This is a genomic window from Ignavibacteriota bacterium, assembly GCA_016708125.1.
In the GTDB taxonomy this organism is placed as follows: Bacteria; Bacteroidota; Ignavibacteria; order Ignavibacteriales; family Melioribacteraceae.
On sequence record JADJGF010000001.1, the window covers coordinates 448,331 to 461,122 of the forward strand.

11 protein-coding genes are annotated in these 12,792 nt (G+C 30.6%); 9 read left to right on the top strand and 2 right to left on the bottom strand.

Annotation, left to right across the window (positions count from 1 at the left end; translation table 11 throughout):
- The 9 genes from lpxB (at position 1) to recG (ending at position 11,393) form a co-directional block, all read left to right on the top strand.
- Positions 1-1,140 carry a lipid-A-disaccharide synthase gene (gene lpxB / locus IPH62_02160; protein ID MBK7104070.1) on the top strand — a complete coding sequence of 380 codons (1,140 nt, stop codon included), beginning with the start codon at positions 1-3 and terminating at the stop codon, positions 1,138-1,140.
- On the top strand, positions 1,130-1,789 hold the full coding sequence (locus tag IPH62_02165; protein MBK7104071.1) for a lysophospholipid acyltransferase family protein: 660 nt from the start codon (positions 1,130-1,132) through the stop codon (positions 1,787-1,789). The genes lpxB and IPH62_02165 overlap by 11 nt, the downstream gene beginning before the upstream one ends.
- A complete protein-coding gene (gene lpxK, locus IPH62_02170) occupies positions 1,783-2,832 on the top strand; it encodes a tetraacyldisaccharide 4'-kinase (GenBank protein ID MBK7104072.1) in 1,050 nt (349 codons plus the stop codon). Before IPH62_02165 ends, lpxK begins: the two co-directional genes overlap by 7 nt.
- Before the next feature lie 31 nt (positions 2,833-2,863).
- Positions 2,864-5,590 (top strand): pyruvate, phosphate dikinase, encoded by a 2,727-nt coding sequence (locus IPH62_02175; GenBank protein MBK7104073.1) that lies wholly within the window; start codon positions 2,864-2,866, stop codon positions 5,588-5,590.
- A 117-nt stretch (positions 5,591-5,707) separates the two neighbouring features.
- The gene (gene queA, locus IPH62_02180) at positions 5,708-6,745 is read left to right on the top strand and encodes a tRNA preQ1(34) S-adenosylmethionine ribosyltransferase-isomerase QueA (protein MBK7104074.1); all 1,038 of its coding nucleotides are present in this window, start codon (positions 5,708-5,710) and stop codon (positions 6,743-6,745) included.
- Entirely contained in the window at positions 6,745-7,428 is a 684-nt protein-coding gene (gene ispD / locus IPH62_02185) for a 2-C-methyl-D-erythritol 4-phosphate cytidylyltransferase (GenBank protein ID MBK7104075.1), read from the top strand. Before queA ends, ispD begins: the two co-directional genes overlap by 1 nt.
- Positions 7,429-7,511: 83 nt before the next feature.
- Positions 7,512-8,180: a glycerol-3-phosphate 1-O-acyltransferase PlsY gene (plsY, locus tag IPH62_02190; GenBank protein MBK7104076.1), complete on the top strand. Its 669-nt coding sequence runs from the start codon at positions 7,512-7,514 to the stop codon at positions 8,178-8,180.
- 3 nt (positions 8,181-8,183) lie between these two features.
- Positions 8,184-9,182 carry an NAD(P)H-dependent glycerol-3-phosphate dehydrogenase gene (locus IPH62_02195; protein ID MBK7104077.1) on the top strand — a complete coding sequence of 333 codons (999 nt, stop codon included), beginning with the start codon at positions 8,184-8,186 and terminating at the stop codon, positions 9,180-9,182.
- Positions 9,183-9,212: 30 nt separating this feature from the next.
- Positions 9,213-11,393 (top strand): ATP-dependent DNA helicase RecG, encoded by a 2,181-nt coding sequence (gene recG, locus IPH62_02200; protein MBK7104078.1) that lies wholly within the window; start codon positions 9,213-9,215, stop codon positions 11,391-11,393.
- Between the two features lie 4 nt (positions 11,394-11,397).
- Here the strand turns inward: recG and IPH62_02205 are convergent, their stop codons facing one another.
- Both IPH62_02205 and IPH62_02210 read right to left on the bottom strand, forming a co-directional pair.
- Positions 11,398-11,889, bottom strand: coding sequence for a thioredoxin family protein (locus IPH62_02205; protein MBK7104079.1), 492 nt, complete (start codon positions 11,887-11,889; stop codon positions 11,398-11,400).
- A gap of 10 nt (positions 11,890-11,899) precedes the next feature.
- Positions 11,900-12,784, bottom strand: coding sequence for an NAD(+)/NADH kinase (locus IPH62_02210; GenBank protein MBK7104080.1), 885 nt, complete (start codon positions 12,782-12,784; stop codon positions 11,900-11,902).
- Positions 12,785-12,792: the final 8 nt, after the last annotated feature.

A 12,792-nucleotide genomic window follows, 5' to 3' on the forward strand; every position in this document is an offset into this window, starting at 1 on the left:
GTGAATAAAAAAATTATGATAATTGCCGGTGAAGCATCTGGAGATTTGCACGGTTCTTCTTTAATTGATGAACTTTTAAAGATTGATCCAGCTTTAGAAATTTCCGGAATTGGCGGCGATAGAATGATCAAGAGCGGATTGAAAAAATTACATCACATAAGTGAAATGTCCTTTCTTGGTTTTTTTGAAATAATAAAACATTTGCCGTTTATAAAAAAAGTTAAAAATGATTTAATCACTCATGTGAAAAATGAAAATATTAAAACAGTAGTTCTTATTGACTATCCCGGATTTAATTTGAGTATTGCAAAAAGTTTTAATCAATTGGGAATAAAAAATATTTATTACATCTCTCCTCAAATCTGGGCTTGGGGAAAAGGCAGAATTTCTAAAATCAAAAATTTAATATCAAGAATGATTGTGTTCTTCCCTTTTGAAAAAGTTATGTATGATGAAAACCAAATTCACTCGGATTTTGTTGGTCATCCGTTGGTAAGTAAAATTGATAATTATAATTTTTTAACAAAAGATGAATTAGTTAAAAAGTACAATTTGGAAAATCAAAAAGAATTTTTAGTAATTCTTCCCGGAAGCAGAAAACAAGAAATAAGCGAATTCTTTAATGATTTAATTTTAGGCGCAGAAAAAATTGCCGATGAATTTAATTTTCAAATAGTTGTTGCTTGCGCTGATAATATTGAAGAAAATTATATTAGAAATTTTTCTACGGTGAAAAATTTCAAAGTAATAAAAAATGATACATACAGTTTATTAAAAAATTCTGCTTTTGCAATTGTTAAATCGGGAACATCAACTTTAGAAACAGCAATTATTGGAACGCCTTTTATTGTTGTTTATAAAACAAATTTTTTAACTTATTTAATTGGTAAAGCTTTAATCAAAATAAAAAATATTGCTCTCGTAAATATTGTTGCAGAAAAAACAATTGTGAAGGAATTAATTCAGAATGATGTAAATCCAGAAAATATTTTTAATTCAATAAAGATTATTTTAAATGACAAAGAAATTTTAAACAAATTGAAAAATGATCTTAGTGAAATAAAAAGAAAGTTAAATACGCAAGGAAATCCAAGTAAGAAAGCTGCAGAAATTATTTACTCGGAATTAAATGCTTTTTAGAAATCTCAAAAAAAGTTCTTTGAATTTTATTGGTAAACATTTTGCAAGTATTTTGGTAAACATGCTTTGCGGTTCACTGAAAATAACTGAACATAATAAGGAAATAATTGAATCGCTTGATGAGAAAAATCAAAATTATGTTTTGGCATTTTGGCACGGCAAAATGATCGCTCCATGGTATTTGTTTAGGAATACAAATTCGTCTGCAATAATTAGCATTAGTAAAGATGGAAGTATTTTGGCAAGTATATTAGAAAAATGGAATTATGATGTTCAACGCGGTTCAAGCAATAAAGGCGGAAAAGAGGTTTTGGAAAGTTTAATACTTTCTGCACAAAATGGAAAAAATGTTTTAATTACTCCGGATGGACCAAAAGGACCAATTTATAAAATGAAAGCCGGAGCTGTAATTACAGCAAAAAAAAGTGGAGTTCCAATAATTTTTACTAGTGTTTTCAATAAAAAGAAATTAGTACTAAAAAGTTGGGATAAATTTGAAATCCCATATTTCTTTAGTGAAGTGAAAATAAAATATTCGGAACCATATTATATCGATAAAAATTTATCTTACGATGAAACTGATAAAATGATAAATACTTTGGAAAATGTGCTTATAGATTTAGAAAACGATTTGGAGAAAAATTGTTGAAGTTTATTAGAATAATTTTATCTCCGTTAACAATTTTGTACAAATTTATTATTGATCTTAGAAATGATCTGTTTGATAAAAATATTTTTAAACAAACAAAAGTTGATTGCAAAGTTATTTCGGTTGGAAATTTAACCGTCGGCGGTTCCGGTAAAACACCGTTTGTAATTATGTTAACAAAATATTTGAAGAATAAAAATAATAAAGTCGGCGTATTAAGCAGAGGTTACGGAAGAAACAGCAAAGGATATTTACTTGTTTCAAAAGACGGTTCACCATTAATGAAAGTTAGCAAATCCGGTGATGAAATTTTACTTGTATCAAATGAGTGTAAAGTGCCCGCCGCAGTTGCCGAAAAACGTGTTGATGGTGCACAAAGATTTTTAAAAGACGTTAAATTGGAAACAATAGTTTTAGATGACGCATTCCAACATAGATGGATTCAACGTGATTTGGATATATTAATTATTGATCAAAAATTTTTAAGCAGCGTAAATGATATTGAACAAAATTTATTGCCGCTTGGAAATATGCGTGAATCATTTGATTCTGCAAATCGTGCTGATATGATAATTATCAACAGAAAATTTTCTCCAAAAATTAATATTCCAACAAAACTCAAAAATCATTTTTCTGATAAAGATGTTTTTTATTCGTCCTATCAAGTTGAAGGAATATATGATGTTAAGACAAATAAAAAATATAGACTGGATGAATTTGAAGGTCAAAATAGTTTAGTTGTTTGCGGAATTGCCAGACCGTTTTCATTTTTAAGAGTTTTGGAAGAAAATAATATTAACATCAAAAACAAAATTATTTTTACTGATCACAAAGAATATTCGATAAAAGAAATTGAACAAATACGAAAAGATTTTTACAGTACAAACTCTCATTCAGTTTTAACAACACAAAAAGATGCAGTTAAACTTATGGAGTTTAATAAAGAATTGGATGACATTGATATATATTTCCTAAAAATTGAATTAAAAGTAGAAGAAGAAAAAAGATTTTTTGAAAAAATAGATTCAAAAATATTTAACTAATTATTCAAACAAATAGATTCGAGGAAAACTAATGGCAAAGAAACAAAATTCAAAATTCGTTTATTTCTTCGGTGGTAAAAAAGCTGATGGTAAAGCTGAAATGAAAGGTTTGCTTGGCGGTAAAGGTGCAAATCTTGCTGAAATGGTAAATATCGGATTACCTGTTCCGGCTGGCTTTACAATTACAACTGAAGTGTGCACTTATTATTATGACAATAAGAGAAAATATCCAAAAGAATTAGAATCTCAAGTTCTAACAAATCTTGCAAAAATTGAAAAAGAAATGGGAGCAAAATTTGGTGATAAAAAAAATCCATTATTGCTTTCAGTAAGAAGCGGCGCAAGAGCTTCAATGCCCGGAATGATGGATACAATTTTGAACTTAGGATTAAATGATGTTACAGTTGAGGCATTAATTGCTCGTACAAATAATCCACGATTCGCTTATGATTCATATAGAAGATTTGTTCAAATGTACGGCGATGTTGTGTTAGGTTTAAAGCCAAAAGATAAACATGATCATGATCCATTTGAAGTTATTCTTGAAAAAAAGAAATCTGATAATAATATTGTAAAAGATACAGATCTAACTGCAGAACAATTAAAAGAGTTAGTTGCAGAATTTAAATCTGAAATAAAAAAAATTACCGGACACGATTTTCCAACAGATCCTATGAAACAATTATGGGGAGCAGTTGGTGCAGTATTTAGTTCATGGATGAATGAAAGAGCTATCGTTTACAGAAAATTAAATAGTATTCCGGCAAGCTGGGGAACTGCAGTAAACGTACAATCAATGGTATTTGGAAATATGGGTGAAGATTCCGGAACCGGTGTTGCATTTACTCGCGATCCAGCTTCGGGTGAAAATTTATTTTATGGTGAATATCTATTTAATGCTCAAGGTGAAGATGTTGTTGCCGGAATTAGAACTCCACATAAAATTTCTGAGTTAAAGAAAGATAATGCAAAAGTTTACAAACAATTGGATGACATTAGAAAGAAACTTGAAAAACACTACAAAGATATGATGGATATTGAATTCACAATTCAGCAAGGTAAATTGTGGATGCTTCAAGCAAGAGTTGGTAAACGTACTGGATTTGCTGCTGTTCAAATTGCGGTTGATATGGTTAGAGAAAAATTAATTTCTAAAAATGATGCTTTACTAAGAATTGATCCGGAACAATTAAATCAATTGTTAAGACCAATTTTTGATACTAAACAAAAAACTCAAGCAATTTCGCAAGGTAAATTATTAGCAAAAGGATTAAATGCTGGTCCGGGTGCTGCAGCCGGAAAAATTGCTTTCTCAGCTCAAGATGCAGAAGAAATGGCAAAGAAAGGCGACAAAGTTATTCTTGTAAGAATTGAAACTTCTCCCGAAGATATTAAAGGAATGAACGCAAGCGAAGGTATATTAACTGCTAAAGGCGGAATGACATCACATGCTGCATTGGTTGCACGACAAATGGGTAAAGTTTGTGTTGCGGGCTGCGGTGCTTTGGAAATCGATTATAAAAAGGGAACATTGAAAGTTGCTAATTCAGATTTAGTAGTTAAAGAAGGTGAATATATTTCCATCGATGGTTCAACCGGTGAAGTAATTCAAGGAGAAATTCAAACAAAACCTTCTGAAGTTGTACAAGTTTTAATCACAAAAGAAATGGATCCAAGCAAATCTAAAGTATTTAGAACATACAAAGATTTAATGAGCTGGGCAGATTCTACAAGAACACTTGGAGTTAGAACAAATGCCGATCAACCAGATCAAGCAGCTAACGCAATCTCGTTTGGTGCAGAAGGTATTGGACTTTGTCGCACAGAACACATGTTCTTTGGCGGTGATAGAATTCTTGCCGTAAGAGAAATGATTCTTGCTGAAACTGAAGCTGGAAGAAAAAATGCACTCGAAAAATTATTACCTCTACAAAGAAAAGATTTCTCAGAAATTTTTGAAGTGATGAAAGGTAAACCGGTAACAATTAGAACTTTAGATCCACCACTGCATGAATTTTTACCGCATTCAGAAAAAGAACAAAAAGAAGTTGCCGATGCTCTAAAAGTTACAGTTGAGAAATTAAAAACCAAAATGGAATCTTTAGCAGAATTCAATCCTATGCTTGGATTTAGAGGCTGCAGATTAGGAATTAGTTTCCCGGAAATTACAGAAATGCAAGCTCGTGCAATATTTGAAGCTGCAGTAGATGTTGCTAAAAAGGGTATAAAAGTTAAACCGGAAATTATGATTCCGCTTGTTGCAACTCTTGAAGAATTAAAATTACAAGAAGCAATTGTAAGAAAAGTTGCCGCTGACGTATTCAAAGAAAAAGGAAAAAAAGTAGAATATTTAGTTGGTACAATGATTGAATTACCAAGAGCTGCATTGATTGCCGATGAAATTGCAAAAGTTGCTCAGTTCTTCAGTTTTGGAACAAATGATTTAACACAAACTACTTTTGGATTATCAAGAGACGATGCCGGTAAATTCTTACCACTTTATGTTGATAGAGAAATTTTACCTCGTGATCCATTTGAAAGCCTTGATCAAAATGGTGTTGGTCAATTAGTTCAAATCGGAACTCAAAAAGGTAGAAAAACAAATAAAAATCTTAAAGTAGGTATTTGCGGCGAACACGGCGGAGAACCTGAATCTGTAGAATTTTTCCATAGAACCGGATTAAATTACGTTAGCTGTTCACCATTTAGAGTTCCAATTGCAAGATTAGCTGCGGCAAGAGCTGCACTAAGAAAATAAATGCTAATTAATTTAAAATTTACTAACCAAGCTGTTAAAAGTTTGGTTAGTGTTTTTAATAAACTAAAATTATTATTCATAATTAATTAGCAATAATTTTATGATATAGGAGAATAAATGAAATTATCTGATTTTAAATATACTTTGCCAAAACCTTCAGTTGCCAGATATCCAGTTAAGCCAAGAGACAGTGCAAAGATGATGGTTTTTCAAAGAGGAACAACAAATGTTGAGCATAAAAAATTTACCGACGTTGTGGATTTTATGTCAAAGGGCGATGTTCTTGTTGTAAACAATACAAAAGTCATGCAAGCAAGATTGTTCGGACAGAAAGAACGAACAAATGCTAAAATTGAAGTTTTTGTTTTGCGTGAATTAAACAGAGAAGAAAAAATTTGGGATGTTATTGTTGATCCGGCAAGAAAAGTAAGAATTGGAAACCGAATTTATTTTAATGATAAACTTTGGTGCGAAGTAATTGATAACACAACTTCGCGCGGCAGAACCGTAAGAATTAATTACGATGGAGATGATATTTATAAAGCAATTGAGAAAATTGGACAAACTCCGCTACCGCCATACATTAAACGTCCAACAGAAAAATCAGATCGTGAAGATTATCAAACACTTTTTGCTGAAACAGACGGCTCGGTTGCTGCACCAACTGCCGGTTTACATTTCACTTCTGATTTAATAAAAAAGGTGAAGAAAAAAGGAATTAAAATTGTATCGGTTACGCTTCATATTGGATTGGGAACTTTTAGACCAGTTGAAGTTGAAGATTTAACAAAACATAAAATGGATTCTGAATATTTTGAAATTCCCGATGAAACTGCTTTAACAATTAACGAAGCTTTGAAAGCAAAGAAAAATATTTTCGTCGTTGGAACAAGCGCAACCAGAGCTTTAGAAAGCAGTGTTACAGCAGAAGGATTTGTAAAACCAAACTATGGCTGGACAGATAAATTTATTTTTCCTCCATACGAATTTAAAATAACCAAAAAACTTATCACCAATTTCCATCAACCGGAATCAACTTTGTTAATGCTCGCAGCAGCCTTTGGTGGTTATGATGAAGTTATGAAAAACTATAAAAAAGCCATGAAAGAAAAGTATAGATTTTTAAGTTATGGTGATGCAATGTTAATTTTATAATGAGCAACGTAGCAATAATTCCTTCTGCCGGCTCTGGCTCAAGATTTAATTCCCCAATTCCGAAACAGTATGTTAAGGTTTTGGGGAAAGAGATTATTGTTTACACACTTGAAATTTTTCAAAACTGTGATAATATTGATGAAATAATTATTCCCGCTGATAAAAATTATTTTAATCTTTTATTTGAACTTAAAGAAAAATATAATTTTACAAAAGTCACAAAAATTATTGAAGGCGGAAAAGAAAGACAAGATTCAGTTTATAATGGATTAATTTCAAAAAAATTTAATGATGATGATTTAATTCTTGTACATGATGCTGCTCGCCCGCTTTTATCAACAAAACTTTTACTAACTTCTTTAAATGAAGCTCAGAAATTCGATAGTATTGTTGTTGCAATAAAAGCAAGAGATACATTGATCAGCGGAAATGAATTTGTAAAAAATTATAAAGATAGATCAAAAATTTATTATGCACAAACGCCGCAGATTTTTAGATACAAAATTATTCTCGATGCATTTGAAATTGCGAGGAAGAATAATTTTACAGCTACGGATGAATCAATGTTGGTTAAAAATGCTGGTTTTGATGTAAAAATTGTTAATGGTGAATTTACAAATTTTAAAATAACAGAAAATTCAGATCTTGATATTGTAAAAAAATTGATTGAAAATATTTCATAAGTTCATTTTAAGTTTAAATAATAATTTTTATCATTGAAAATATATCTATTATTCAATATCTTGAATAAATTTTTGAGGAGAATATGCCAAATCTTCTATTTATAATTGTTTTATCATATTTAGTTGGATCAATACCGATAAGCATAATTTTATCCAAACTTGTTAAAGGTGTTGATATTCGCAATTTTGGAAGCGGAAATGCCGGCGGTACAAATGTTTCTCGCGTTCTTGGAAAAAAATATGGAATTCTTACAATTATATTAGATGCATTCAAAGGTGTAATTGCTGTTGTGTTTATATCAAGATTATATTTTGGCAATTTCCCTTTTTCAAATAACACTCCTTTTGATGACTTTACATTAATTCAAATTATTGCGGGAATTTCCGCTGTTATCGGTCATATCTGGACTATATTCGCCGGATTCAAAGGTGGCAAAGGCATTGCAACCGGATTAGGAGTTTTAGTTTCAATTGTAACTTTAGATATGATTATGGCATTGGGTGTTTTTGCGTTAGTTGTATATTTCTCAAAATATATTTCGTTAGCTTCAATGTCTGCTGCAGTTTCGGTTCCGTTAATCATGATTATTAGAGAAAATATTTTTGGTGTTGATATTCCAAGTTATCATAATATTCTGCCTTTTGTTATTGCATTGGCTTTGCTCGTAATTTACACACACAGAGCAAATTTAGAAAGATTAATAAATGGAAGTGAAAATAAAATTTCACTCTTCAAAAAAAAGAATAAATAATTAATGCGTATTTCAGTATTAGGTGCAGGAAGCTGGGGAACAGCTCTTGCAATTATTCTCCAATCCAATGGTCATGATGTTACTCTTTGGGAATATAAAAGAGGTTACTATAAAACATTAAAAAGGACCAGAGAAAACAAAATTTATCTTCCTAAAATTAAAATCCCTAAAGAAATATTAATTACAAATTCTCTTAAAGACGGCTGCTTAAATCAACATATGATTGTTCTTGCAATTCCCTCTCAATTTATAAGAGGTGTTTTAAAAAGTATTAAAAATTTTGATTTCGGCGATACAACATTTATAAGTGTTGCAAAAGGTATCGAACAAAAAACATTATATACAGTCTCGCAAATTATTAAAGATGAAATTCCCTCAATTGAAGATAAAAATATTGGTGTACTTTCCGGTCCAAGTCATGCGGAGGAAGTTGCGTTAAAAATTCCTACTGCTGTAGTATCTGCCTCAACTGATTTAGAAACTGCACAGCAAATTCAAGCCGCATTTACTACATCCTATTTTAGAGTTTATTATTCTACAGATATTATTGGCGTTGAACTTGGCGGCGCATTAAAAAATGTTATTGCAATTGGGGCTGGAATGGTTGACGGTGCAAAATTTGGTGATAATACCAAAGCCGCAATTATGACAAGAGGAATTGCAGAAATTTCCAGAATTGGAATTGAAATGGGTGCACGACCAGAAACTTTTTCCGGGCTTTCCGGAGTTGGGGATTTGATTGTAACTTGTATGAGCAAACACAGTAGAAACAGATATGTCGGTGAACAAATTGGCGCCGGTAAAAAATTGAAAGCAATTTTAAACTCAATGCAGATGGTTGCCGAAGGTGTTGCAACTTGTCAATCTTCTTACGAATTAGCAAGGAAACATAATGTCGCTACTCCAATTGTTGATGCAGTATACAGCGCACTATTTCTCGATAAAGATCCTAAAAAAGCGACATATGAATTAATGGCAAGAGATATGAAATCGGAACATTAAATAATTTTATAAATTCCTTCCGAAAAAAATATGCATACCAAACAAATATCAGATTCAATACAATTCTTAAGCGGTGTTGGTCCAAAAAGAGCCGACTCATTTAATCAGCTTGGCATCAAAACAATTGAAAATTTACTTTTTTATTTTCCGACAAAATATTTAGACAGAAGCAAAATTTTGAGTGCAGTAAAAGTTTCTCAACTTGTAGTAAATGGTTATGATGGAGAAGTAACAATTGTTGGAAAAGTTATTGATTCTGAATTTATAAATTATGGAAAGAAACAAATTTTTAAAGTTATTTTTCAAGATAACAGCGGATTGTTTGAGTGCGTTTGGTTTAAAGGAATAAAATATTTTAAAACTTATTTTAAAATTGATGAACATTATGCAATTTCTTCAAAACCGGTTTTAACAAAATATGGTCATCTACAGTTTACGCATCCCGATTTTGATAAATTCAGTATTGATGAAACTAATGATTTCGTTAATACCGGCAAGGTAATTCCCTTCTATTCAATTCCAAAAGAACTTAAAGAAAATAATATCGGCGATATCGGCTTGCGAAGAATTATCAAGCAGGCAGTTGATGATTATTCTGATTTAATTTCTGAGACACTTCCGCAAAATATTATTTCAGAAAATAATTTAATTAAATTAAACGATGCCGTAAAAAATATTCATTACCCGGAAAATTTGGACATACTTTCGCTTGCAAAAAATAGATTTAAATATGAAGAATTATTTTACATCGAAACTTTGGTTGCATTAAGAAAAAATAAATTCCTTTCCAACACAAAAGGCATTTCATTTGCAATTCATTCGGATGTTATCAAAAAATTTCTTAGCAAACTTCCATTCGAATTAACAAAAGATCAATTAAAAGTTTTACACGAAATAAAACTTGATATGACAAATTCCAAACCGATGAATAGACTTCTTCAGGGTGATGTTGGAAGCGGAAAAACTATAGTTGCCGTAATAAGTATGTTGATTGCCGTAAGCAATAATTATCAAGCTGTAATAATGGCGCCCACGGAAATTTTAGCTCAACAGCATTTTTTAACAATTAAAGAATTATTAAAAACTTTTAATTTAAGAATTGAATTGTTAATTGGCGGAACTAAAAAAAGTGAGAAAGAAAATATTATTGAATCAATAAAAAATGGAAACTGTAATATTATAATTGGAACTCATGCGCTGATTGAAGAAAATGTGGAATTTGAAAAAGTGGGTTTGGTAATAATTGATGAACAGCATCGATTTGGTGTTGCACATAGAAGCAAAATAATAAGCAAAGGAATTTCTCCGGATGTTTTAATAATGACCGCAACGCCAATTCCGCGAACTTTAACAATGACGTTATACGGCGATTTGGATTTATCAATTATTGAAGAAATGCCGAAAAATAGAATGGTAATAAAAACAGTTTTACGCGGTGAAAAAAATCTTCCGGAAATTTACAATTTCGTAATTGATAAATGCAAAGAAGGTTATCAAACATTTATTGTATTTCCGTTAGTTGAAGAATCTGAAAAAATGGAATTAAAAGCTGCTGAAGTTTATTACGAAAAATTAAAAACTTCGTTTCTCCAAAATTTAAAATTAGCTTTACTTCACGGCAGAATGAATTGGAAAGAAAAAGATGAAACAATGCACAAATTTAAAAACAAGGAATTTGATGTTTTGATTTCTACGACGGTTATTGAAGTTGGAATTGATATTCCCGATGCAAATATCATAATAATAAATGATGCTGAAAGATTTGGATTATCGCAGCTTCATCAATTAAGAGGAAGAGTTGGAAGAAGTAATAAACAAGCATACTGTATTTTAGTTACAAAAAATGATTTATCTGCAAAGACAAAAAGTTTTAATTTTGATTTTGATTATTTATCGAAAGCGCAAATTGATTTTCATAAATCAAAAATTAGATTGAACGCAATGGTAAAACATTCAAGCGGATTTGATCTTTCTGAAATTGATTTAAAATTGCGCGGACCCGGAGATATTTTCGGCAAGATGCAAAGCGGATTTCCAAATTTGGTTTTTGCAGATTTAACAACTGATCAACAAATTTTAATTAAAGCTAAGGAAGATGCTTTCAATATTATTGCCGAAGATAATAATTTAAAAGATACAAAACATTTTATGATAAAGAAAAAATTGAAAGATTATTATTCGGAAAATTTACGTTACGCAACTATTGGATAAAAATTTATTCAACAATTTCAACTAAGTCTTTTTCTAAAGTTTCATTCGGTGTTTCTATAATTCTTCCGATTTCTTCATCATCTTCATAAATAATAAATGTCGGAACTAATTCTATTTCCAAATTTTCTGTTTCGTTTGATAAACCATTTTTTGTTCTATCAACATTTATAATTGTAAGATTATCGTCACAAAAGCCAATAGAATCAAGGATTTTTAAGAATCTTGGAACTTCCCTTCTACTATCGCTGCACCAAGTTCCCAAAACAATTTTAATTTTCGTATTAACTAATTTTGATTTATACTCACTAATTAAATTCGTATCTACTTTATAATTTTTATATTCAATATCAAACCAAATAGCAAAATTTGAATCTTTGAAAGCTTCTTTTGTTGAAACTCCAACTAACATTAATTTTTGAGTTTTTGCATCTTCAACTAATTTATAATTTTGCGCAAACAATGAAATAGCAATAAAAAAGAAAAAAATTATTTTCATAAAATTTCCGTTAACATTTTGTATTTCTGATATCAATTCCCCAGTAAAGTTTTTTTCTGAGGATTTCAAAATAATGTTTTTGCAAACTGTGAACTAAATTTAAATCGTATTCACTTTTTGTAATTTCCAATACTGCCGTTGGTTTTAAATAACTTACTCTTTGTCCATCACAAATTACTTGCACATTTTGAAATGGTGAAAAAGATTTTATTACAACTTTTTGATTGCTCGAAATTACAAGCGGACGCATTGTTAAAGTATGCGGAGAAATTGGGCTAAGCGTAATTGCTTTTGTTTGCGGATTTACAATTGGTCCGCCGGTAGATAAAGAATATCCGGTTGATCCGGTTGGCGTTGCAATAATAATTCCATCTGCGGAAAATGTACTAACGTGTTCATTATCAATTTCAATTGTTATTTCAATCATCTTTGGATATTTACCGCGATCAATTACAATATCATTTATTGCATATAAACTGTCACTTTCTTCCGATAAACATTTACCTTGAAGTGTGTTTCGCTTTTCAATTATTAAATTTCCCTTTTGCAAATTTGTAATCAGATCATCAATTCTATCGGTATCATATTCAGTGAGAAATCCGAGTTTGCCAAAATTAACACCAACCAAAGGAGTTTGTGTAAATCTTGAATGATAAGCAGTGTGCAGCAATGTTCCATCGCCGCCGATTGAAATTACAACATCACAATTTTTTGATAATTCTTCGTCGCTAAATAATGTAAAATTATTCCAATTAATTTCTAATTCATTTTCCGCTTTTAACACAGAATTACTTAAAACAAATTGTATTTCCGCTTCAGAAAGTTTTTGTATAAATTCTTTTAAGAATTGTAATATTTCTTTTTTCTGATAATTTGGTGTTATTCCAACAATCATCTTATTAC

What these genes read in the sequence shown, in the direction of transcription:
- IPH62_02195 (MBK7104077.1), top strand. Translation starts at nt 8,184, where the DNA reads ATGCGTATTTCAGTATTAGGTGCAGGAAGCTGGGGAACAGCTCTTGCA.
- plsY (MBK7104076.1), top strand. Translation starts at nt 7,512, where the DNA reads ATGCCAAATCTTCTATTTATAATTGTTTTATCATATTTAGTTGGATCA.
- IPH62_02205 (MBK7104079.1), bottom strand. Translation starts at nt 11,889, where the DNA reads ATGAAAATAATTTTTTTCTTTTTTATTGCTATTTCATTGTTTGCGCAA.
- IPH62_02210 (MBK7104080.1), bottom strand. Translation starts at nt 12,784, where the DNA reads ATGATTGTTGGAATAACACCAAATTATCAGAAAAAAGAAATATTACAA.
- recG (MBK7104078.1), top strand. Translation starts at nt 9,213, where the DNA reads ATGCATACCAAACAAATATCAGATTCAATACAATTCTTAAGCGGTGTT.
- ispD (MBK7104075.1), top strand. Translation starts at nt 6,745, where the DNA reads ATGAGCAACGTAGCAATAATTCCTTCTGCCGGCTCTGGCTCAAGATTT.
- IPH62_02165 (MBK7104071.1), top strand. Translation starts at nt 1,130, where the DNA reads ATGCTTTTTAGAAATCTCAAAAAAAGTTCTTTGAATTTTATTGGTAAA.
- IPH62_02175 (MBK7104073.1), top strand. Translation starts at nt 2,864, where the DNA reads ATGGCAAAGAAACAAAATTCAAAATTCGTTTATTTCTTCGGTGGTAAA.
- queA (MBK7104074.1), top strand. Translation starts at nt 5,708, where the DNA reads ATGAAATTATCTGATTTTAAATATACTTTGCCAAAACCTTCAGTTGCC.